The sequence below is a fragment of the Micromonospora sp. MGP-C2 genome, from assembly GCF_057766525.1.
Genome location: NZ_JBYMEN010000002.1, coordinates 4,859,742 through 4,880,547 on the forward strand (window position 1 = coordinate 4,859,742; position 20,806 = coordinate 4,880,547).

Below are 20,806 nucleotides of genomic sequence, written 5' to 3' on the forward strand. Positions count from 1 at the left end.
GGCCGGTCAGGCGGCGCGGCGTTCGTCGGCCTGGCCGCTGCGCGCGGGTCGGCCGGTACGCGCTGCCGGGGCGGCGTAACGGTCGGCGGCCTGCGCCGGGTACGACTCGGCGCGGACCACCCGCAGCGGCCGGTCCACCTCGTCGGCGCCGAACCGCCAGCGCGACGGCGTCGGTTGCCGCTGCGGCGCGGGCCCACCGGGGCGCAGACCGGGCCGGGACAGCAGCACGGTGATCAGGTAGCCGACCACCAGGAAGCCGTGGCTGACCAACCGTTCACCGCCCACCGAGCCGGTGGCCAGGTCGTTGACCGAGAGCAGCAGCAAGGTGCCGACGAACGCGCTGAGCATCGGCAGCAGCCCGGCCGGCGGGCTTCGACGCACCGCCACGAAGAGGAAGCCGGCGCCCACCGCGACGTTCCAGGCGGCTGACTCGTGCCACAGGTGCTGACCGGTGGGGTGCAGGTGATCGGCGGCGGCGCCCCGGCCCACCTGGGCCAGCCCGAGCACCAACTGCACCGCGCCGAGCAGCCCGAGCGCCGCGCGCAGCCCGGCGACCAGTTTGCCGCGCCCGAGCGCCGCGCGCAGCCCGCCGGCCGGCCGACCGCCCGCGACCAACCCGCCTCGCCGCCACCACGGCCGGCGGGCCGGTGCCGCCGCGACGGCGGCCAGAATCGCCTCGGTCCGGTCGGGCACGTCGGTGACCAGACGGGTACGAACCCGACGGGTCACCGCAGCCGCCGCCGTGAACCAGGCCCGACAATCGGCACACCCGTCGAGGTGCCCCTGCACCGCCGTCAGTTCGGCGGCGGTCTCCTCCCCGTCCAACTGCGCGGACAGGACCTCCCGCCACTGCTCACACCCCATGTACCGGTAGTCGCTCCGGGGGCCGCTCCGGTTCCCGGTGACCGGGGCCTGTTGTGGAATACTCGCCCGATCATGACGCGTTACGGCCTGCTGATCCTGCCCGCCACCAACCGGGTGTACGCCCGCTCCGCCATCGACCTCACCCGGGCCGAGCTGGAGATCTTCGGTCTCTCGGCCCTCGACGGCCAGATCGGCGAGTTGGACACCGAGGTGGTCGGTGGGGCCTCCTACGTCACCTTCACCGGTGACGGGTTGACCGAGCGGGACCTGACCGTCCTGGGCAATCTCTCCGCCGGGTACGCGCTGTTCGAGATCGTCGGTGAGCTGCTGCGCCCGATCGAGTGGAGCCGGCTCGACCGCTACGACGACGACCTGCTCACCATCCAGAAGTACCCGGGCAAGACCAACGAGCAGTTCACCAAGCTGCTGCTCAACGTCACCCTGCTCGCCTCGGACTGGGCCACCGAGATGACCAGCCGGCGGTTCCGGGTGCTCGACCCGCTCTGCGGCCGGGGCACCACACTCAACCAGGCGCTGATGTATGGCTTCGACGCCGCCGGAATCGAGCGCGACCAGAAGGACGTCGAGGCGTACCGGGCGTTCATCACCACCTGGCTGAAGCAGAAGCGGGTCAAGCACCGGGTGCTGGAGTCCGGTCCGGTGCGGCGGGAGCGCAAGGTGGTCGGCCGGCGGGTGCGGATCGAGCTGGCTCCGACCCGTGAGGAGCACAAGGCCGGTCAGACCCAACTGTTGGACGTGGTCAACGCCGACACCGCCCGCTCGGCGGAGTTCTTCCGCCCGGAGACCGTCGACCTGGTCGTCGCCGACGCGCCATACGGCGTGCAGCACGGCAGCCGTACGGCCGAGAAGGGCCTGACCCGTGATCCGCTGGCGTTGCTCGCGGACGCCGCGCCGGTCTGGGCGCGGTTGCTGCGTCCCGGCGGTGCGCTCGGAATCTCCTGGAACACCCACGTGGCCAGCCGTGAGGACGCGGCGGCGGCGTTGGCCGACGCCGGCCTGACCGTGGTCGACGCCGAGCCCTACCGCGCGCTGCGGCACCGGGTCGACCAGTCGATCATGCGCGACGTGCTGGTGGCCCGCCGCCCGGCCTGACCCGGCCCACTGCCCGCGCCACCCATCCGGGTCGCGCGTGGTCTCTCTCGTCCGTCCTTTGCTCTGCACCCGCGGAGGCGACACCCACGCTCTGTTGCTGGTGCCTCCGCGGGTGCAGAGCAAAGGGGGCGGACAGCAGGTCTTGGCCTCGCCGATCGTCCACGGCCTGTGCCGCATTTCACCTGTTCAGTGCGCAGGTGTGAAAACCACGTCAAGAAAAGGTTCGGCTCCGTCATGGTCGCGTTATGACCCCTGCCGACCGGTGGGTGGTGGGGCTTTGATTGCCCGGCGCGACCGGAAGGCGGTCGCGACGAACCTTTCCGGTATGAGGAGTCAGCGTGTCTGACGTGGTGTTCGTGGTCCTGACGGTGGTGCTGTTCGCAGTGCTCGCCCTGGTGGTCCGGGCGGTGGAGAAGCTGTGAACGCGGTCAACGCCGTCGGTCTGGTGCTCGCGATCGTCCTGGGCGCGTTCCTGGTGTTCGCCCTGCTGTTTCCGGAGCGCTTCTGATGACCATGACAACAGCGGGCGTCATCTTCATCGTGACGCTGGTGGCGGCCCTCGTCGCCGTCTACAAGCCGTTCGGTGACTACATGTTCCGGGCGGTCGCCGGGACGAAGCAGTCGCGGGTCGAGCGGGGCATCTTCCGGCTGGTCGGGGTCAACCCCGCCGCCGAGCAGACCTGGGGGGTGTACGCCCGCAGCGTGCTGGCGTTCTCCGCGGTCTCGATCCTGTTCCTGTACCTGTTCCAGCGGGTGCAGAACCACCTGTGGCTGTCCCTGGGTTTCGACCCGGTGGTGCCGCACGGCGCGTGGAACACGGCCGTGTCGTTCGTGACCAACACGAACTGGCAGTCGTACTCGGGTGAGTCGACCATGGGTCACCTGGTGCAGATGGCCGGCCTGGCCGTCCAGAACTTCACCTCCGCGGCGGTCGGCGTCGCGGTGGCGGTCGCCCTGGTACGCGGCTTCGCCCGTAGCCGGACCGGGCAGCTCGGCAACTTCTGGGTCGACCTGACCCGGATCGTGCTGCGGATCCTGCTGCCGATCGCCGTGCTCGGCGCCATCGCGCTGATGATCGGCGGCGTGGTGCAGAACCTCTCCGGCGGCACCGACGTGAGCACGCTGACCGGCGGCACCCAGACGATCACCGGTGGTCCGGTCGCCAGCCAGGAAGTGATCAAGGAGCTGGGCACCAATGGTGGCGGCTTCTACAACGTCAACAGCGCCCACCCGTTCGAGAACCCCACCAGCTGGACGAACTGGCTGGAGATCTTCCTGATCTTCCTGATCCCGTTCAGCCTGCCCCGGGTCTTCGGCCGGATGGTCGGGCAGAACCGGCAGGGCTACGCCATCGCCGCGGTGATGGGCATCCTGGCGGTTGCCAGCGTCGCCATCACCAACATCTTCGAGCTGACCGGCCACGGCACGGTGCCGCAGGCGGTCGGCGCGGCCCTGGAGGGCAAGGAGGTGCGGTTCGACGTCTCGAACTCGGCCACCTTCGCCGCCGCCACGACGCTGACCTCGACCGGTGCGGTGAACTCGTTCCACGACTCGTTCACCTCGCTCGGCGGCATGATGACGATGGTCAACATGATGCTCGGCGAGGTCGCGCCGGGCGGCACCGGCTCCGGGCTGTACGGCCTGCTCATCCTCGCGGTGATCACGGTCTTCGTGGCGGGCCTGATGGTGGGCCGGACCCCGGAGTACCTGGGCAAGAAGATCAGCTCGCGGGAGATCAAGTTCGCCTCGCTCTACTTCCTGATCACGCCGATCCTGGTGTTGACCGGTACGGCGGCCGCGTTCGCCACCGGAAACAACTCCACGGCGCTCAACGTCGGCCCGCACGGCCTGTCCGAGGTGTTGTACGCGTTCACCTCGGCCAGCAACAACAACGGCTCAGCCTTCGGCGGCATCACTGTCAACACCACCTGGTGGGACACCGCGCTCGGGTTGTGCATGCTGCTGGGCCGGTTCCTGCCGATCATCTTCGTGCTCGCGTTGGCCGGCTCGCTGGCCCGCCAGGCACCCACCCCCGCGTCCGAGGGCACCCTGCCGACCCACCGACCGCTGTTCATCGGCATGGTCGTCGGCGTCACCGTGGTCCTCGTCGCGCTGACCTTCCTGCCCGCGCTGGCGCTCGGCCCGCTGGCAGAGGGGCTCTGACCATCATGAGGAACGAGGACATGTCCATCACGTCCGCCCCGACAGAGCAACTCCCCGGCACGCCCGCCACCCAGGGCAACCGGATCGGCGGGGGCCTGCTCGACCCCAAGCAGCTCATCCGGTCCCTCCCGGACGCCGTACGCAAGCTCAACCCGACCACGCTGTGGCGCAACCCGGTGATGCTGATCGTCGAGGTCGGCGCGGCCTTCACCACGGTCCTGGCGGTGATCGACCCGTCGGTGTTCGCCTGGGCGATCACCATCTGGCTGTGGCTGACCGTGGTCTTCGCCAACCTCGCCGAGGCGGTCGCCGAGGGCCGGGGCAAGGCCCAGGCCGCCGCGCTGCGGCAGGCCAAGCAGGACACCATCGCCACGAGGTTGATCGACTGGAAGCCCGGCGCACGGGCCAACACCTACCGCGACGAGGCGGTGCCCGCGCCCGCGCTGCGTCTGGGCGACATCGTGCTCATCGAGGCGGGCGGCATCATCCCTGGTGACGGCGACATCGTCGAGGGCATCGCCAGCGTCGACGAGTCGGCAATCACCGGCGAGTCGGCCCCGGTCATCCGGGAGTCCGGTGGTGACCGCAGCGCGGTCACCGGTGGCACCAAGGTGCTCTCCGACCAGATCATCGTGAAGATCACCCAGAAGCCGGGGGAGAGCTTCATCGACCGGATGATCGCCCTGGTCGAGGGCGCCAACCGGCAGAAGACGCCGAACGAGATCGCGCTGAACATCCTGCTCGCCGCGCTCACGGTCATCTTCCTGCTGGCCGTTGTCACCCTCCAGCCGCTGGCGATCTTCTCCAAGGCGTACCAGGCCGCCGCGCCGGACAGCGGGGCGATCACCGGTTCCGGTGTCACCGGGGTCGTGCTGGTCTCGCTGCTGGTCTGCCTGATCCCGACCACCATCGGCGCGCTGCTCTCCGCCATCGGCATCGCCGGCATGGACCGGCTGGTGCAGCGCAACGTCCTCGCCATGAGTGGCCGGGCCGTCGAGGCGGCCGGTGACGTCAACACACTGCTGCTGGACAAGACCGGCACCATCACGCTGGGCAACCGGCAGGCCGCCGAGTTCGTACCCGTCGAGGGCGTCACGGCCGCGACCGTGGCCGACGCCGCGCAGTTGTCCAGCCTGGCCGACGAGACCCCGGAAGGGCGCTCCGTCGTCGTACTGGCAAAGAACGAGTTCGGGCTGCGCGAGCGGGAGCCCGGCGTGATGCCGCACGCCACGTTCGTACCGTTCACGGCGCAGACGCGGATGAGCGGCGTCGACCTGACCCCGGACGCCAGCGTGGACGCAGGCGCGGTGGGCACGGCCCGCCGGGTCCGCAAGGGTGCCGCCGCCGCGGTGATGAAGTGGGTACGGGAGAACGGCGGTCACCCGACCGAACAGGTCGGCGAGATCGTGGACGCGATCAGCGGCACCGGCGGCACCCCGCTGGTGGTCGCCGAGCACATCGACGGTGAACCCGCCCGAGCCCTGGGTGTCATCCACCTCAAGGACGTCGTCAAGTCCGGCATGCGCGAGCGGTTCGACGAGATGCGCCGGATGGGCATCCGGACCGTGATGATCACCGGTGACAACCCGCGCACCGCGAAGGCCATCGCCGACGAGGCCGGGGTGGACGACTTCCTGGCCGAGGCCACGCCGGAGGACAAGCTCGCGCTGATCAAGCGGGAGCAGGAGGGCGGCCGGCTGGTCGCGATGACCGGTGACGGCACCAACGACGCGCCGGCGCTCGCCCAGGCCGACGTCGGGGTGGCGATGAACACCGGTACGTCGGCCGCAAAGGAGGCCGGCAACATGGTCGACCTCGACTCCGACCCGACCAAACTGATCGAGATCGTGGAGATCGGCAAGCAGTTGCTGATCACCCGTGGCGCGCTGACCACGTTCAGCATCGCCAACGACATCGCGAAGTACTTCGCGATCATCCCGGCCATGTTCGCCGGCCTCTACCCGAGCCTGGACGCGCTGAACATCATGCGGCTGTCCAGCCCGGAGTCGGCGATCCTGTCCGCGGTCATCTTCAACGCCCTGGTGATCATCGCGCTGATCCCACTCGCCCTGCGGGGCGTGCGGTACCGGCCGGCGGCCGCGTCGAAGCTGCTCAGCCGCAACCTGCTGGTCTACGGGCTGGGCGGCATCATCGTGCCGTTCATCGGGATCAAACTCATCGACCTGCTCATCCAGTTCATCCCGGGGATTTCGTGATGCGCCTACCGACCTGGATCGCCCAACACCTCGCCGCGCTGCGCGCCGTACTCGTCTTCACGGTGCTGCTCGGCCTGGTCTACCCGCTGGCCCTGGTGGCGCTCGGTCAGCTGCCCGGCCTCAACCACAAGGCCGACGGCTCGCTGATCACCGTGGGCGGGGACACCGTCGGCAGCGCGCTGATCGGCCAGTCCTTCACCGACGCGGACGGCAACCCCGTCGCCCGCTACTTCCAGTCCCGCCCGTCCGCCGCTGGTGACGGCTACGACCCGACGTCCACCTCGGCCAGCAACCTGGGGCCGGAGAGCGTGGTCGACACCATCGCCACCGACCCGGAGGAGTCCAGCGAGAGCCTGCTCACCCAGGTGTGCGGGCGCAGCAAGTCCGTCGGTGAACTCAACGGCGTCGACGGCCGGCGCCCCTACTGCACCGACGACGGGGTGGGCGCCGTGCTCGCGGTCTTCCGCGCCGACGGTCTGACCGGCCCGGTCACCCGGGTGGTCAGCGTCAACCAGGCGGCCCCGGCCACTCCGTTCGTCACCGATTACGAGGGTGTCGCTGTGGAGCCGGCCCAGCCCGGCGAGGACTACGTGGCCGCCGGCGGGGTGGTCACCCCGATCCGCGGCGACGCGCCCGCCGATCCGGCAGTGCCCGCCGACGCGGTCACCGCCAGCGGCAGCGGTCTCGACCCGCAGATCAGCCCGGCGTACGCCGAGTTGCAGGTGAACCGGGTCGCGCGCGAGCGTGGCGCGGACCCGGCGGCGGTCCGCAAGCTGGTCAAGGAGCAAACCGGCGGGCGCGGGCTCGGCTTCATGGGCGAGCCCGGGGTCAACGTGTTGGAGCTCAACATCGCCCTCGACAAGCAGTTCGCCGCACGCTGAGCACACTCTGGGCGGGGCCGTGCCAACCGGGCACGGCCCCGCCCGCCGATCTGACCAGGGAGGATGGTCCCCGTGCCACGCGGAGAACTGCGCATCTATCTCGGGGCCGCCCCCGGCGTCGGTAAGACGTACGCCATGTTGGAGGAGGCCCAGCGGCGGGCCGCACGCGGCACCGACGTGGTGATCGGCTTCGTGGAGACCCACGGTCGCCAGCACACCGCCGCGATGCTCGCCGACCTGGAGCAGGTGCCCCGCCGCACGATGGAGTACCGGGGCGTCGAGTTCACCGAGATGGACCTCGACGCGGTGCTGGCCCGCCGGCCGGAGATCGCTGTGGTCGACGAGTTGGCGCACACCAACGTGCCCGGTTCCCGGCACGACAAGCGCTGGCAGGACATCCAGGAGCTGCTCGACGCGGGGATCGACGTGCTGTCCACGGTCAACGTGCAGCACCTGGAGTCGGTCAACGACGTCGTCGCCCAGATCACCGGCACCACCCAGCGGGAGACCGTGCCGGACGAGATCGTCCGCGCCGCCGAACAGGTCGAGCTGGTCGACATGACCCCCGAGGCGCTGCGCCGGCGGATGGCGCACGGCAACATCTACCGACCCGACAAGATCGACGCCGCGCTGGGCAACTACTTCCGGGTCGGCAACCTCACCGCGCTGCGCGAACTGGCGCTGATCTGGCTGGCCGACAAGGTCGACGAGCAGCTCGACCGCTACCGCAGCCAGCAGGGCATTGCCGCCACCTGGGAGGCCCGGGAACGGGTCGTGGTGGCACTGACCGGTGGCCCGGAGGGCGAGACGCTGATCCGGCGCGCGGCCCGGGTCGCGGCCCGCAGCAAGGGCGCCGACCTGCTCGCCGTGCACGTGGCCCGCAGTGACGGCCTGGCCGGCGCCGACCCGGCCCAACTGGCCCGTCAGCGGGTGCTCGTGGAGAGTCTGGGCGGCACGTACCACCAGGTGCTCGGCACCGACGTGCCGGCCGCGCTGCTGGACTTCGCCCAGGGCGTGAACGCCACCCAGCTGGTGCTCGGCGCCAGCCGCCGGGGTCGCCTCGCGCAGATCTTCGCCCGGGGCGTCGGGGTGACCACCACAGCGCTGTCCGGGTCGATCGACGTGCACCTGGTCACCCACAAGCAGGCCGGCAAGGGCCGTCGAGCCATGGCCGTGCCGGCGGCGCTGTCCCGGCGTCGCCGGCTGCTGGGCTTCGGTCTGGCCGCGCTGGGGATGCCGCTGCTCACCCTGCTGCTGAGGACACTGCCCGACCTGACGCTGACCAACGACATCCTGCTGTTCCTCGCCGGAGTCGTCGGTGTCGCGCTGGTCGGTGGGGTGTGGCCGGCCCTGGTCGCCGCGCTCGGCGGCTCGCTGCTGCTCAACTGGTTCTTCACACCGCCCTACCGCACGTTGACCATCGCCGAGGCCGACAACCTGCTCGCCCTGGCCGTCTTCGTCGCCGTGGCGCTGGCGGTGAGCTGGGTCGTCGACGTGGCCGCCCGACGCACCCGGGAGGCCGCCCGCGCCGCCGCCGACGCGCAGACCCTCGCCGCCCTCGCCGGTGGCGTGCTGCGCGGCGAACGCCCACTTCCCGCCCTGCTGGAACAGCTCCGGGAGACCTTCGGGCTGCGCGCCGTGAGCGTCCTGGAGCTGGCCGAGGACGCCAGTGGGCGCCCCGAACGGGCCCGCGAGGAGCACGCCTGGTGTGTCGTGGCCAGCGTCGGCGAGAGCCCGCCCTGCACACCCGAAGGCGGTGAGACGACGGTACCGGTCGACGACCGGATCACCGTCGTGCTCTGTGGCCGACGGTTGGAGGCCGCCGACCGGCGCATCGTCGAGGCGTTCGCCGCCCAGGCCGCCGTCGCGCTGCGGCAGGAGCGGCTCGCCGAGGAGGCCGCCACCGCCCGGCCGCTGGCCGCCGCGGACCGGATGCGCACCGCGCTGCTCGCCGCGGTCAGCCACGACCTGCGTACGCCGCTGGCGTCGGCGAAGGCGGCGGTGACCAGCCTGCGCAGCCACGACATCGAGTTCGACGAGTCCGACCGTGAGGAGTTGCTGGAGACCGCCGAGGAGTCGCTGGACCGGCTCGCCCGGCTGGTCGGCAACCTGCTGGACATGAGCCGGCTCCAGGCCGGTGTCCTCGGCATCACGGCCACGGCGATCGGCCTGGAGGACGCCGTACCCCTGGCGTTGGACGAACTTGGCCCGGCGGCCGCGACTGTCGGCACGGACATCCCGGCCGACCTGCCGGCCGCCACCGCCGACCCGGGCCTGCTGGAACGCGTGCTCGTCAATATCGTCGCCAACGCGCTGCGCTACAGCCCGCCGGACCAGCCGCCCACGATCACCGCCAGCGCGCACGCCGGGCAGGTGGAGCTGCGGGTGATCGACCGGGGCCCGGGCATCCCGGAGGACCAGTGGGAGCACGTCTTCCTGCCGTTCCAACGCCTCGGCGACCGGGACAACCAGACCGGTGTCGGTCTCGGGCTTGCCCTGTCCCGGGGGTTGGCCGAGGCGATGGGTGGCAGCATCACCCCGGAGACCACGCCCGGCGGTGGGCTCACCATGGTGCTGCGGTTGCCCGCCGCGCCGACCAGCTCGGAGGGGTTGCAGGAATGACGCGCATCCTGGTCGTCGACGACGAACCGCAGATCCTGCGCGCCCTGCGGATCAACCTGCGGGCCCGCCGGTACGACGTGGACGTCGCCGCGACCGGCGCCGCCGCGTTGAAGGCCGCCGCCAGCCACCCGCCCGACCTGGTGGTGCTGGATCTCGGTCTGCCCGACATCGACGGGGTGGAGGTGATCCGCGGCCTGCGCGGATGGACCGCTGTGCCGATCATCGTGCTCTCCGGCCGGGCCGGCAGCGAGGACAAGGTGGCAGCGCTCGACGCGGGCGCCGACGACTACGTCACGAAGCCGTTCGGGGTGGAGGAGTTGCTGGCCCGTATCCGTGCCGTCACCCGTCGCCTCGGCGGGCCCAGCGAGGCGGTGCCGGCGTTGCGGATCGGCCAGCACACCGTCGACCTGGCCGACCACAGCGTGCGGCGCGACGACGGCACCGAGGTCAAGTTGACCCCGATCCAGTGGAGCGTGCTGGAGAAGCTGCTGCGTCACCCCGGCAAGCTGGTCAGTCAGCGTCAGCTCCTCCAGGACGTGTGGGGGCCGGAATACCAGAACGAGACCAACTACCTGCGGCAGTACCTGGCCCAGCTGCGGCGCAAGCTGGAGGACGACCCGGCCCGCCCCCGCCACCTCATCACCGAGCCGGGAATGGGCTACCGCTACCGCCCCTGACTCCTTGACACCCGCCTGTGGACATCGCGTACGCCGGCGGGGTGACCACCCGGACACCGATCGGACGGGCGACGGTCTTCGGATCCAGCGGCGGCGCCACCAGCAGCGGGTCGACCTGGATCACCTCGATGCCGAGCGGGCGCAGCATGCCGCGCAGCGCGGACTCGCACAGCTCCTCCCACTGCTGGTCGACGCCCATCGCGGTAGCCAGCAGCTCGGGTCGGGTGAAGGCGATGCCCACCCGTTGCCCCTGTGGCGAACGGCCGGTCCGCACCGTCCGCACCAGCCGCCCCGGCAGATCGCGCACCGGAACGGCGTAAATTATCGGGGCCTCGTCCATGGTCGGGTTGGTCCTTTCCGAAGGGAAGCGGTCGTCGGCGGGGCGGCTCATGCGGCGGACACCGACCACGCCGGGGCGTCCTTCCCGGTACGCGGGTCGGCGGGCGTGGTCAGGTCGAGCGCGCGGAGGATGTAGTTGGCCACGGCGACCTCCACCCCGGCGCGGCGGCGCAGGTCGGCCACGGCGCGGTGCAGCACCGTCATGCTGTCGGCGGAGAGCCGCACCACGGCGTCGACGTCGGCGGCGATCCACCACGCGTCGACGGCGCAGGGCTCGTGCCGCAGGTACTCCACCAGGTGACTGCCGGGCGCGGACGGGCCGAGCCGGACGCTGACCAGCGCCTCGTGCCGCCGTACCGGCTCTTCCGTGCTGGTCGTCATGGACCCATCGTCACCACCGGACGGCGGTGGAGCGCCCGTCGATACGCGCTTTCGACGGGTCACCGCCAATTCTTGACGCCGCGTTCACGCGGCTGCCAGGCCGCCTCACAGACACGGGGAGTAGCGTTCCGGACGGACCAAGATCGGCGTACGAGGAGGCTCCTGTGCAGACGACGGTGGACATCCCGACCAGTGACGGAGTGGCGGACGCGTCCCTCATCCGGCCCGACGGGGACGGCCCGTTCCCGGCGGTACTGCTCTTCATGGATGCCTTCGGGCCGCGTCCGCGCCTGGTGGAGATGGCGGAGCGGATCGCCGAGCGCGGCTACCTGGTGCTGACGCCCCACCTGTTCTACCGGGGCGGCCGGGCACCGATGTTCGACCTTTCCGGCTCGGTGAGGCCGACCAGCGCGGTGCGCTCTTCGCGAAGATCGCGCCGCTGGCCCAGGCGCTGACCCCCGAGGCGATCAGCCGGGACACCGCCGCGTACCTCGACTTCCTGGCCGCCCGCGACGACGTCCGGCCGGGCCCGGTCGCGATCACCGGCTACTGCCTGGGCGGCACCAACGCGCTGCGGGCCGTCGAGGCGCACCCCGACCGCATCGCGGCCGTCGCCAGCTTCCACGGCGGGCACCTCGTCACCGACGCGCCGGACAGCCCGCACCGGGGCGTCGGCTCGATCACCGGCGAGGTGTACTTCGGGCACGCCGACGCCGACCAGTCGATGACGCCCGAGCAGATCGCCACGCTGGAGCAGGCGCTCGACGCCGCCGGCGTGCGCTACCGCTCCGAGGTGTACGAGGGCGCCCACCACGGCTTCACCATGGCCGACACCCCGATGTACGACGAGAAGGCCACCGAGCGTCACTGGGCCGCCCTGTTCGACCTCCTGGACCGCACCCTGCCTGCGAGCTGACGAGCCCGCCGGCCCGGATCAGCGGCGCAGCAGCACCGGGCCGGCGTCGATGCGGGTGCGAAACAGCGCGTACGGCTTGCGCCGGAGGTCCTGGCCCCGCTGGTACTGCGGCTGGCGGTGCAGTTGGTTGGCGGTGACGTAGAGGTACCCGTCGGTGGCCACCGACATGGTGTCCGGCCAGAGCAGCCGCGGATCGTGGACCAGCGTCTCGTACTCGCCGTCGGGCAGTCGACGCAGCACCGCGTTGTGCTCGTACGAGGTCAGGTAGAGCCGCCCCGCGTCGTCGCTCTCCAACCCGTCCGAGGCGGTGCCCCGGTCGCCCTCGTCGACGACTGTCTCCGCGACCGCCTCCTGGGTGACGCCCGGGTCGGCCAGCGCCTCGGTGGACACGCTGTGCAGGCGCCGGGATGCCAACGGGCAGTAGTAGAGCCGGGTGCCGTCGGCGGAGATGGCGATGCCGTCGGAGCCCATGCTCACCGGCTTCGGTGGGCCGTCCGCCGGGCGTTCGAGGAACGGTCGGCCCTCGACCACCGGGCGAAACGACGTCAGCGGCTCCGCCTTGGTGGACGGGTGGTCGTGCAGCCGCCGCCAGGACGCACCGCTGGCCAGGTCCACCACGATGATCCCGTTCGGGCCGGAGTCCGCCGAGTCGGTGATGTACGCGATCCCAGCCTCGCCCCGCCGCAGGTCGAAGCGGACGTCGTTGAGGTACGTCGTCGGCAGCGCCACGTCCGCCGGAAAGGTGATCACCTGGGCCACCGTGTCGGTGTCCAGGTCGACGCGGACCAGCTTCGGGCCGCCCGGTTTCGTGGGCTGGAACATCGGGCTGCCGGTGTCCAGCACCCAGAGCCGGTCGGCCGGGTCGACCACGATGCTCTGCACCGACACGAACGCGCCCGCGTCGTCGTCGCCGGACGGGTCGTTCCGCTGCTGGTCGGGGTAGGGCATCTCCTGGCCGTCGCGCAGCTCGACGACGGTGGCCGGCACCTCGTCGCCCCACTTGGGGAAGTTGACGAAGATCCGGCCCTGGTGCGAGACGCTCACGCCGGTCGGCATGGGGCCGGTGAAGGTGTGCACCAGCTCCAACTCGCCGACCGGCTCGTCGCCGACCGGCCCGTTCATGACTCCCGCCCCATGGTGCTCATCGTCCCGCCCTCTGCCAGTCGGCCCGTTGTCCCGCTTCGGCGGGACTATTCCCGCCCCGGCGTCCGATATGCCTGCGGCCAGCTGTGCCTGCGGTCAGCTCGGGGGCGCGGTGGCGCCCGCGGCGGGCAGGCCGGGGACCTCGACGTCCACCGCGAGCAGCGCGCCGTCCGCCGGGCCGGCGGTGTCCAGCCCCACACGGGCGGTGCCGACGAAGAGTCGGCGCAGGTCGGGGCCGCCCAGGCAGATGCCGGCCGGCTGCTTCGCTGGTAGCCGGATCTCCCGGTCGAGGGTGCCGTCGGGACGGTAGCGGCGTACCGCGGAACCGCCCCACAGCGCGATCCAGAGATGGCCGGCCGCGTCCACCGTCATGCCGTCCGGGCCACCGTCGGCGGAGGAGATCCGCAGGAACGGCTCCCGCCCGTGCAGGGCCCCGGACTCCGGGTCGACAGTGAACCGGTCGATGGCGCCAAGCGGCGTGTCGGCCAGGTACATGGTGGTGCCGGCGGCGTCGAAGGCCGGCCCGTTCGGGATGGTCAGTCCGGTCACCGCGGGCACCGGCTCGGCGCCCGGGGTGAGGCGGAACAGCGTGCCTCCACCGGGCACCGCGGCGTACGTCATGCTGCCGGCCCAGAAGCGGCCGTGCGGGTCGGCGACCGCGTCGTTCATCCGGGTCGGCTCGGGTGCGTCACCGACCAGGTCGGCGACCGGTCGGGGGTCGCCGGCGGTGGTGAGCACTGTGATGCCGGTCCCGGCGGCGGCCAGCCAGTCGCCGGATCGGCCGGTCACCGGGGCGACCGCGCCGAGCGGGACATCCAGGCGGCGCAGCTCCCGCAGCGGGGTCGGGCCGTCGCCGTCGGTCTCCAGCAGTCGCCCGGCCAGCAGGTCGACCAGGACCAGCCGGTCGTCGACCCAGCGCAGCCCCTCGCCAAGCTCCAACCGGTCGGTGCTCCAGATGGTCGGCTCGGTCAGCTCCATGGTGCTCCTCCAAAGGATCGTCAGCGGACGGTACCGCCGGGGCCATGGTCGAGCAGCGCCAGCTCGGCCCGGTCGGGCAGGCCCTCCCAGTCGCCCCGGGTGGCCACTGCAAACGCCCCGGTGGTGACGGCCCGGTCCAGCCGGCCCGGGACGTCGGCTCCATCGAGCCAGCCGGAGAGCAAGCCGGCCACGAAGGCGTCGCCCGCGCCGACGGTATCCACCACCGGCACCGTCCGGGCTGGACGGTGCACCACGTCGGTCGCGCTGTGGCTGGTCGCTCCGCCGGCGCCGTGCTTGACCACGACCTCGGTGACGCCGGCCGAGAGCAGCGCCGGGACCGGGTCGGAGGCGCCGGTCAGCACGGCCAGCTCGTCGTCGGAGGCGACCACCAGATCGATCGAGGGCAGCAGCGGGCGCAGCGCGGCGGCGGCCTCCGCGACCGACCAGAGCCGGTTGCGGTGGTTGACGTCCAGGCAGATCGTGCTGCCGGCGACGCGGGCGCGCCGGACGGCCTCCACCACGGCCTGGTACGGCTCGACGCCGAGCGCGCAGGTGATGCCGGTGACGTGCAGCAGCCGGGGTGGAGGCCCGGGCGCGTCGAAGGCGCGGGTCACGTCGACCGGGCCCAGCCGAGAGCCGGCGGAGCCAGCGCGGTGGTAGGTGACCCGGTTGATGTCGGCGACCCGGTTCTCGAAGAGGATCAGGCCGGTCGGAGCGGTCGGGTCGACCCGGGACCAGCGCAGGTCGACACCCTCGGCGCGCAGCGTACGGCGGACCAGTTCGCCGGGCTCGTCGGCGCCGGTGACCCCGATCCAGGCGGCCTGGTGGCCGAGCCGTGCCAACCCGATCGCCACCGTCGACTCGGAACCGGCGACGGAGATCCCGGCGGTGCCGCCCAGGCGCAGCGGCCCGGTGGTGCGGAAGGCCGCCATCGTCTCGCCGAGCGTGAGCAGGTCGGTCATCGCCGGACCGCCGCGAGGAAGGTCGCGGCGCGCTCGTGCAGCGCCGCCGGGTCGCCACCGCGAACGGCGTCACCGAGCAGCGGGGAGCCGACGCCGACCGCGACCGCGCCCCGGTCCAGGTACTGTCGCGCGCCGTCCGCGTCGACCCCACCGACCGGTACGAACGCGGTGCCGGGGAACGGGTCACGCAGCGCGCCGAGGTAGTCGGGCCCACCCAGGGAGGCCGGGAAGAGCTTGATCGCGGCGGCCCCACCGCTGCTGGCCTGCACCACCTCGGTGGGGGTGAGCGCGCCGGCGAGCACCGGCAACCCGAGCCGGCCACCTTCGGCGAGGCTGGTGGAGATCGCCGGGGTGACCAGGAAGGCGGCGCCCGCGTCGGCCGCCGCGCGGGCGTCCTCGGCGCTGAGCACGGTGCCCGCGCCCAGGGCGTAGTCAGGCCCGAGGGCGGCCCGGGCGCGTCGGATGACGTCGAGCGCGTCGGCGCTGGTGAGCGAGACCTCGACCAGGGCGACGCCGGTCTCGGCCAGCGTGAGCACGGCGGTCAGCGCCGCCGCCGGGTCGGGGCCGCGCACGATCGCCAGCAGCCGGTGGGTACGCAACTCGTCGAGCAGGTTCATCGCAGTGTCCTCAGGGGGTGCGGTGGGCGGAGATGGTGAGTCGCCAGGCGACCTCACCGGCGGCGGGAACCACCGCCGCGTCGGACGGACCGGCGTCGGCCAGGTCGAAGGCGGCGCCGAGCATCGGTTCGACCCCGACGCTGCGGTAGGGGCCGTTGGCCGGCCAGCCGCCCAGGTTGCGCCAGAGCGCGGTGCTGCGGGGCTGGTCAGCGCACTGCAGCTCCAGGGTCAGCCGGTCGGGGCCGTCGATCACCTGGACCCGGGGGCAGTCGAGCAGCACCGCGCCGAGCGCTGTCCCGTCATCCGGGCCGAAGGTGTCCAGCGTCAGCCCAGCGGGGGCCGGCCACGCCCCGGTGAGCCACGGGGCGTTCGTGGGCCAGGTGCCCGACGGCAGGAACGCGGCGGCCTCCGGATGCAGCCGGGTCGGCGTGCCGGCGGGTGCGTCGAGGCGGGCCGCGGGGGACAGGTCGAGCAGGGCGTGCGCCGCCCAGACGAACCGGTGACCGGGGTCGGCGGACAGTCGGTAGTCGGCCACCACCACGCCGCCTTCGTCGGTGATCCGGCGGCTCACCGTGAACGTCGGCCGCTGGATCACCAGCGTGTCGGGGCCGGCGCTGCGCCACGGCCGCGACCACACCTCGCCGTGGTCGGGTCGACCGCGCACTGTGGGCAGGCACTCCTCCAGGCCGCCGGCGTCGACGAACGCGTCGTCGGGGCGTACCTCGTGGCGGCCGGGCTCCGGGCCGCGCCACAGCCACTCCCGACCGCCGCCGTGCAGGCTGGTCCACCTGCCGCCGTGCGCCGCGTCGTACGCCACCCGCAGCGGTACCGGCGTCGCGCCGGTCACCATTCCGCGAACGACCCGTCGGCGTGCTGCCAGACCGGGTTACGCCAGGTGTGCGGGGTCTGCGCGGCCTTGCGGACCGCCGCCTCGTCCACAGTGATGCCCAGGCCGGGCCGGTCGAAGCGGGCGATGTGCCCGTCCACGAACCGGAACGGCTCCGGGTCGATCAGGTAGTCCAGCAACTCCGAGCCGGCGTTGTAGTGGATGCCGATGCTCTGCTCCTGGATCAGGAAGTTCGGCGTCGCGAAGGCCACCTGGAGGCTCGCCGCCAGGGAGATCGGGCCGAGCGGGCAGTGTGGGGCGAGTAGCGCGCCGTACGTCTCGGCCAGCGCGGCGATCCGGCGGACCTCGGAGATCCCACCCGCGTGCGACAGGTCCGGCTGGACCACGGCGACTCCGGCCTGCAACGGGCCGAGGAACTCGGACCGGCCGTAGAGCCGCTCACCGGTGGCCACCGGGATCGGTGTGCTGGTGACGATGTCGCGCAGGTGGTGGGCCTGGTCGGGCAGGACCGGCTCCTCCACGAAGAACGGGCGCAGGGAGACCAGCTCGGGCAGGATCCGGCGTACGGCGGCCATCCCGGCCCGGCCGTGGAAGTCCAGCGCGATGTCCCGGTCGGGGCCGAGCACCTCGCGGGCTGCGGCGACCCGACCGACGATCGCGTCCACCTCGGCGGAGGTGGGGATGGGGGAGAGTCGCCCGCAGGCGTTCATCTTGACGCCGGTGAGACCGGCGGCGACCTGCGCGGCGGCGGCGTCGGCCACCTCGTCCGGCTCGTCCCCGCCGATCCACGAGTAGATCCGCACCCGGTCGCGCACGGGCCCGCCGAGCAGCGCGTGCACCGGCGCGCCGTACGCCTGCCCGGCGATGTCCCAGAGTGCCTGGTCGAGGCCGGCGACGGCGCTGGAGAGGATCGGGCCGCCCCGGTAGAAGCCGCCCTTGGTGAGCACCTGCCAGTGCTGTTCGATGCGCAGTGGATCGGCGCCGATCAGGTGTTCGGCGAGCACCTCGACGGCGCTGCGCACCACTTCGGCGCGCCCCTCCACCACCGGTTCGCCCCACCCGACCAACCCGTCGTCGGTCTCCACCCGGCAGAACAGCCACCGTGGCGCGACCAGGAAGGTCTCGATCCGCTCGATCTTCACTGACTGCCCCTTCGTCCCCGTGCCTTCTCGACGTCGCGGACGGCCTTGTCCAGCAACTCACGCATGGCGGTCTCGGCCGCCGTCTCGTCCCGCTCGCGCAGCCCGTCGACGACCGCACGGTGGCTGGGCACCGGGTCGTCGTGCGCGTCACCGCCGTGCACCAGCCGGTCCCGTTCGGCGAGCCCGGTCTCCATCACCACCTCCATCCGCTCCAACAGCTCGTTGTGGGTGGCGGCGAGCAGTGCGCGGTGGAAGGCGAGGTCGGCGGCGATGGCGGCGGCGGGATCACCGATGGCGTCGGTCATCTCGGCGAGTGCCTGGTCGAGGGCGGCCAGGTCGTCCTCGGTCGCACGGGTGGCGGCCAGTCGCGCGGCGGCGGGCTCGATGATGGCGCGTACCTCGTGCAGCTTTTCGAGCAGGCGCTCGTCGGGGCCCTCGGCGAACTGCCAGCGGATCACGTCACCGTCGAGCAGGTTCCAGTCCGCGCGGGGCCGCACGAAGGTGCCGCGCTTCTGCCGGGCGTCGACGATGCCCTTCGCGGAGAGGACCTTGAGCGCCTCGCGTAGCGCGGTCAGGCTGACGCCGAACTCCTCCTGCAACGCGACGATGTTCAGGGTCGCGCCGACGGCGATCTCGCCGGTGAGGATGCGACGGGCGATCGCTTCGACGGTCTGCCCGTGGACGCCGCGGCGTGCGTACTGTGCCAATGCTCCTGGCCTTTTCGCTGGTCGGTATCGATCTCTCAGGCCGAGGCTTTCACCGCTGTCCAGCCACCGTCCACCACGAGGCTCGCGCCGGTGACGTAGGCGGCGTCCGGTGAGGCGAGGAAGGCGACTGTCGAGGCCACCTCGTCGGGCGTGCCGAAGCGCTTCGCCACGGTTTCGGCGACGCTACGCTGCCGGTCCTCTTCGGACACGTCGGCCCAGGCGCCGGTGAGGATGGGCCCGGGCAGCACGGTGTTGACCCGCACCTGTGGGCCGTACTCCACGGCGAGTTGGCGGCCGAGCGCGACCAAGCCGCCCTTGGCCGCGGCGTACGCGGGTCGGCCGGGCAGCCCGACCAACGCGTGCACCGAGGAGATAAGCACCACCGCGCCCGAGCGGGCCCGCAGGTCGTCCAGGCAGGCGCGGACGCCGAGGAACGAGCCGGTGAGGCTGACGCCGAGCTGGTCGTCCCAGGACTGCCGGCTGGTCTCGTGCGCCGGAGCGACCTGCACGGTGTACGCGGTGCTGACGAGGATGTCGATCGGGCCGAGGCTCGCTCGTGCCGCCGACACCGCAGCCGTCCAGTCGCTCTCCTCGCTGACACTGCCCATTACGGACAGTGCTCGGTGACCGGCGGCGGTCAGCTCGTCGGCCAGCGGGGTCGGATCCTGGACGTCGAGCAGCGCGAGGGCCGCACCTTCGGCGGCGAGCCGCCGGGCGATGGCCGCACCGATCCCGCCCATAGCGCCAGTGACCAGCGCGTTCTTGCCTTCGAGCCGACGCATAGGCTGATCCACCTGACCCTCACCTTGATCTCATCTAATCATTAATTACGAAGATATCTTGACAGCCGGCGACGGCCGATGCAACCTTCTCGTCACAGCATTCACATGGACGACACACTGCGCAGTGACGCTGCGTGTCGTAGAGGAAGGGATACCTCCGTGAGCGACTTCGACCCCGGTCGCCGGCGATTCCTTGGTCACCTTGGGCTCGCCGGCATGGGCGCGCTCGGCGCCAGCTCGTTCCTCAGCGCGTGCGCCAGCTCCGCCAGCGGGCCGACGACGAGCAACGGCTCGGGCGCGGTCACCATCCAGTCCAACCTCTCCTCGCCGCAGGCCAAGGCCGCGATGGAGAAGCTGATCGAGAATTTCAACGCGCAGGGCAAGGGCACGGCGAGCCTCAACACGATCGCCTCGGAGACCTTCCGGACCCAGCTGCCGACGTATCTGACCTCGGCGAACCCGCCGGACCTCTACACCTGGTACGCGGGCTCGGTCGCCAACGACTACGCCAGCAAGAACCTGCTGCTGGACGTCTCCGACGTCTGGAAGTCGCTGGGCGACTACCCCCAGTCGCTGCGCACCCTCTCCACCGATGCCAGCGGCAAGCAGATCTTCGTGCCGATGAACAACTACTGGTGGGGCTTCTTCTACCGCAAGTCCAACTTCGCCAAGTGGGGCGTGCAGGAGCCGAAGACCTGGACCGACTTCCTGGCGCTGTGCGAGACGCTGAAGAGCAAGGGCATCCCGCCGATCGGCATCGGCCTCGGCGACACCCCGTGGGTGGCCTCGGCCTGGTTCGACTACCTCAACATCCGGATCAACGGCGCGCCGTTCCACCGCGAGTTGCTCGCCGGCAAGCAGCGCTTCGACGACCCCAAGGTCAAGGCGGTCTTCACCCGCTGGCGCGAGGCCCTGCCCTACTTCGACCCCAAGGGCAAGGCGTACCCGTTCCAGGAGGCGACCACCGCGCTGCTGGCCGGCAAGACCGGCATGTTCCTGATCGGCACGTTCTTCGCCGACGCGGCACCGAAGGACGCCCTCGGTGACCTGGACTTCTTCCGGTTCCCGATCATCGACCCGGCGGTGCCGCTGGCCGAGGAGGCCCCGACGGACGGCTTCTTCGCCAGCGCGAAGACCGCCAACCCGACCGGCACCAGAGCCCTGCTCAGCTACCTCTCCGGGGTCGAGGCCCAGGAGGCGTACGTCAAGGCCAGCTCCGGCATCGTCCTGCCGGCCAACCCCAGGGCCAAGGCGTCCGACTCGCCGCTGGTGGTCAAGGGCAAGGCGATGCTCGACGAGGCCAAGGAGCTGACCCAGTTCTTCAACCGCGACTCCAGTGACGCACTACAGCCGACTGCGGACACCGCGCTGACCAAGTTCATCGACAAGCCGGACCAGATCGACGCGATCCTGCGGGATTGGCAGGCCGGCGCCGAGAAGGTCTTCAAGGGCTGAC

The 20,806-nt window shown here is 71.7% G+C and carries 21 protein-coding genes; 10 read left to right on the forward strand and 11 right to left on the reverse strand.

Features of this window, described 5'->3' with window-relative positions; translation table 11 throughout:
- Positions 1-6 precede the first annotated feature (6 nt).
- Complete coding sequence (locus AC3CF1_RS22345) at positions 7-864, reverse strand: zf-HC2 domain-containing protein (protein WP_355159740.1); 858 nt, start codon at positions 862-864, stop codon at positions 7-9.
- A gap of 72 nt (positions 865-936) precedes the next feature.
- On the opposite strand from AC3CF1_RS22345, the gene AC3CF1_RS22350 reads away from it, so the two are divergent.
- The 7 genes from AC3CF1_RS22350 (at position 937) to AC3CF1_RS22380 (ending at position 10,536) form a co-directional block, all read left to right on the forward strand.
- Entirely contained in the window at positions 937-1,977 is a 1,041-nt protein-coding gene (locus AC3CF1_RS22350) for a TRM11 family SAM-dependent methyltransferase (protein ID WP_088951294.1), read from the forward strand.
- A gap of 418 nt (positions 1,978-2,395) precedes the next feature.
- Positions 2,396-2,485, forward strand: a complete 90-nt coding sequence (gene kdpF, locus AC3CF1_RS22355) for a K(+)-transporting ATPase subunit F (RefSeq protein WP_036390805.1) — start codon at positions 2,396-2,398, stop codon at positions 2,483-2,485.
- Positions 2,485-4,140 carry a potassium-transporting ATPase subunit KdpA gene (kdpA, locus tag AC3CF1_RS22360; protein ID WP_354982630.1) on the forward strand — a complete coding sequence of 552 codons (1,656 nt, stop codon included), beginning with the start codon at positions 2,485-2,487 and terminating at the stop codon, positions 4,138-4,140. Before kdpF ends, kdpA begins: the two co-directional genes overlap by 1 nt.
- A gap of 20 nt (positions 4,141-4,160) precedes the next feature.
- Positions 4,161-6,356: a potassium-transporting ATPase subunit KdpB gene (kdpB, locus tag AC3CF1_RS22365; protein WP_488451182.1), complete on the forward strand. Its 2,196-nt coding sequence runs from the start codon at positions 4,161-4,163 to the stop codon at positions 6,354-6,356.
- Positions 6,356-7,237: a potassium-transporting ATPase subunit C gene (locus AC3CF1_RS22370; protein ID WP_488451183.1), complete on the forward strand. Its 882-nt coding sequence runs from the start codon at positions 6,356-6,358 to the stop codon at positions 7,235-7,237. The genes kdpB and AC3CF1_RS22370 overlap by 1 nt, the downstream gene beginning before the upstream one ends.
- A gap of 72 nt (positions 7,238-7,309) precedes the next feature.
- A complete protein-coding gene (locus AC3CF1_RS22375; protein ID WP_488451184.1) occupies positions 7,310-9,859 on the forward strand; it encodes a sensor histidine kinase in 2,550 nt (849 codons plus the stop codon).
- Positions 9,856-10,536: a response regulator gene (locus AC3CF1_RS22380; protein ID WP_088951300.1), complete on the forward strand. Its 681-nt coding sequence runs from the start codon at positions 9,856-9,858 to the stop codon at positions 10,534-10,536. Before AC3CF1_RS22375 ends, AC3CF1_RS22380 begins: the two co-directional genes overlap by 4 nt.
- Here AC3CF1_RS22380 and AC3CF1_RS22385 read toward each other — a convergent pair.
- Both AC3CF1_RS22385 and AC3CF1_RS22390 read right to left on the reverse strand, forming a co-directional pair.
- On the reverse strand, positions 10,499-10,876 hold the full coding sequence (locus AC3CF1_RS22385) for an SAV_915 family protein (protein ID WP_488451185.1): 378 nt from the start codon (positions 10,874-10,876) through the stop codon (positions 10,499-10,501). The two genes, AC3CF1_RS22380 and AC3CF1_RS22385, sit on opposite strands and share 38 nt — an antisense overlap.
- Before the next feature lie 47 nt (positions 10,877-10,923).
- Complete coding sequence (locus AC3CF1_RS22390) at positions 10,924-11,256, reverse strand: hypothetical protein (protein WP_354982634.1); 333 nt, start codon at positions 11,254-11,256, stop codon at positions 10,924-10,926.
- Between the two features lie 164 nt (positions 11,257-11,420).
- On the opposite strand from AC3CF1_RS22390, the gene AC3CF1_RS22395 reads away from it, so the two are divergent.
- A complete protein-coding gene (locus AC3CF1_RS22395; RefSeq protein ID WP_488451186.1) occupies positions 11,421-11,711 on the forward strand; it encodes a dienelactone hydrolase family protein in 291 nt (96 codons plus the stop codon).
- Between the two features lie 44 nt (positions 11,712-11,755).
- Positions 11,756-12,172, forward strand: coding sequence for a dienelactone hydrolase family protein (locus AC3CF1_RS22400; protein ID WP_488452119.1), 417 nt, complete (start codon positions 11,756-11,758; stop codon positions 12,170-12,172).
- An 18-nt stretch (positions 12,173-12,190) separates the two neighbouring features.
- On the opposite strand, the gene AC3CF1_RS22405 is transcribed toward AC3CF1_RS22400, so the two are convergent.
- The 8 genes from AC3CF1_RS22405 to AC3CF1_RS22440 all read right to left on the reverse strand — a co-directional run bounded on the left by AC3CF1_RS22405 (position 12,191) and on the right by AC3CF1_RS22440 (position 19,350).
- A complete protein-coding gene (locus AC3CF1_RS22405) occupies positions 12,191-13,294 on the reverse strand; it encodes an L-dopachrome tautomerase-related protein (protein ID WP_355160999.1) in 1,104 nt (367 codons plus the stop codon).
- 117 nt (positions 13,295-13,411) lie between these two features.
- The gene (locus AC3CF1_RS22410) at positions 13,412-14,293 is read right to left on the reverse strand and encodes an SMP-30/gluconolactonase/LRE family protein (RefSeq protein WP_355161000.1); all 882 of its coding nucleotides are present in this window, start codon (positions 14,291-14,293) and stop codon (positions 13,412-13,414) included.
- Positions 14,294-14,313: 20 nt separating this feature from the next.
- Positions 14,314-15,255 carry a sugar kinase gene (locus AC3CF1_RS22415; RefSeq protein ID WP_355161002.1) on the reverse strand — a complete coding sequence of 314 codons (942 nt, stop codon included), beginning with the start codon at positions 15,253-15,255 and terminating at the stop codon, positions 14,314-14,316.
- Positions 15,252-15,872: a bifunctional 4-hydroxy-2-oxoglutarate aldolase/2-dehydro-3-deoxy-phosphogluconate aldolase gene (locus tag AC3CF1_RS22420; protein WP_355161004.1), complete on the reverse strand. Its 621-nt coding sequence runs from the start codon at positions 15,870-15,872 to the stop codon at positions 15,252-15,254. Before AC3CF1_RS22420 ends, AC3CF1_RS22415 begins: the two co-directional genes overlap by 4 nt.
- A 10-nt stretch (positions 15,873-15,882) precedes the next feature.
- Positions 15,883-16,722 carry a hypothetical protein gene (locus tag AC3CF1_RS22425; protein ID WP_355161006.1) on the reverse strand — a complete coding sequence of 280 codons (840 nt, stop codon included), beginning with the start codon at positions 16,720-16,722 and terminating at the stop codon, positions 15,883-15,885.
- Positions 16,716-17,861 carry a galactonate dehydratase gene (dgoD, locus tag AC3CF1_RS22430; RefSeq protein WP_488451187.1) on the reverse strand — a complete coding sequence of 382 codons (1,146 nt, stop codon included), beginning with the start codon at positions 17,859-17,861 and terminating at the stop codon, positions 16,716-16,718. The genes AC3CF1_RS22425 and dgoD overlap by 7 nt, the downstream gene beginning before the upstream one ends.
- Positions 17,858-18,568, reverse strand: coding sequence for a FadR/GntR family transcriptional regulator (locus AC3CF1_RS22435; protein WP_088951310.1), 711 nt, complete (start codon positions 18,566-18,568; stop codon positions 17,858-17,860). The genes dgoD and AC3CF1_RS22435 overlap by 4 nt, the downstream gene beginning before the upstream one ends.
- Positions 18,569-18,603: 35 nt before the next feature.
- Positions 18,604-19,350 (reverse strand): SDR family NAD(P)-dependent oxidoreductase, encoded by a 747-nt coding sequence (locus tag AC3CF1_RS22440; RefSeq protein ID WP_488451188.1) that lies wholly within the window; start codon positions 19,348-19,350, stop codon positions 18,604-18,606.
- 159 nt (positions 19,351-19,509) lie between these two features.
- Between AC3CF1_RS22440 and AC3CF1_RS22445 the strand changes: the two genes are divergently transcribed.
- Positions 19,510-20,805 carry an ABC transporter substrate-binding protein gene (locus AC3CF1_RS22445; protein WP_488451189.1) on the forward strand — a complete coding sequence of 432 codons (1,296 nt, stop codon included), beginning with the start codon at positions 19,510-19,512 and terminating at the stop codon, positions 20,803-20,805.
- Position 20,806 lies beyond the last annotated feature (1 nt).

Bases quoted from the DNA above. Each gene is read 5' to 3' on its own strand.
- AC3CF1_RS22345 (WP_355159740.1), bottom strand. From the start codon at position 864: ATGGGGTGTGAGCAGTGGCGGGAGGTCCTGTCCGCGCAGTTGGACGGG.
- AC3CF1_RS22350 (WP_088951294.1), top strand. From the start codon at position 937: ATGACGCGTTACGGCCTGCTGATCCTGCCCGCCACCAACCGGGTGTAC.
- kdpA (WP_354982630.1), top strand. From the start codon at position 2,485: ATGACCATGACAACAGCGGGCGTCATCTTCATCGTGACGCTGGTGGCG.
- kdpB (WP_488451182.1), top strand. From the start codon at position 4,161: ATGTCCATCACGTCCGCCCCGACAGAGCAACTCCCCGGCACGCCCGCC.
- AC3CF1_RS22370 (WP_488451183.1), top strand. From the start codon at position 6,356: ATGCGCCTACCGACCTGGATCGCCCAACACCTCGCCGCGCTGCGCGCC.
- AC3CF1_RS22380 (WP_088951300.1), top strand. From the start codon at position 9,856: ATGACGCGCATCCTGGTCGTCGACGACGAACCGCAGATCCTGCGCGCC.
- AC3CF1_RS22385 (WP_488451185.1), bottom strand. From the start codon at position 10,876: ATGGACGAGGCCCCGATAATTTACGCCGTTCCGGTGCGCGATCTGCCG.
- AC3CF1_RS22390 (WP_354982634.1), bottom strand. From the start codon at position 11,256: ATGACGACCAGCACGGAAGAGCCGGTACGGCGGCACGAGGCGCTGGTC.
- AC3CF1_RS22405 (WP_355160999.1), bottom strand. From the start codon at position 13,294: ATGAACGGGCCGGTCGGCGACGAGCCGGTCGGCGAGTTGGAGCTGGTG.
- AC3CF1_RS22410 (WP_355161000.1), bottom strand. From the start codon at position 14,293: ATGGAGCTGACCGAGCCGACCATCTGGAGCACCGACCGGTTGGAGCTT.
- AC3CF1_RS22415 (WP_355161002.1), bottom strand. From the start codon at position 15,255: ATGACCGACCTGCTCACGCTCGGCGAGACGATGGCGGCCTTCCGCACC.
- AC3CF1_RS22420 (WP_355161004.1), bottom strand. From the start codon at position 15,872: ATGAACCTGCTCGACGAGTTGCGTACCCACCGGCTGCTGGCGATCGTG.
- AC3CF1_RS22425 (WP_355161006.1), bottom strand. From the start codon at position 16,722: ATGGTGACCGGCGCGACGCCGGTACCGCTGCGGGTGGCGTACGACGCG.
- AC3CF1_RS22440 (WP_488451188.1), bottom strand. From the start codon at position 19,350: ATGCGTCGGCTCGAAGGCAAGAACGCGCTGGTCACTGGCGCTATGGGC.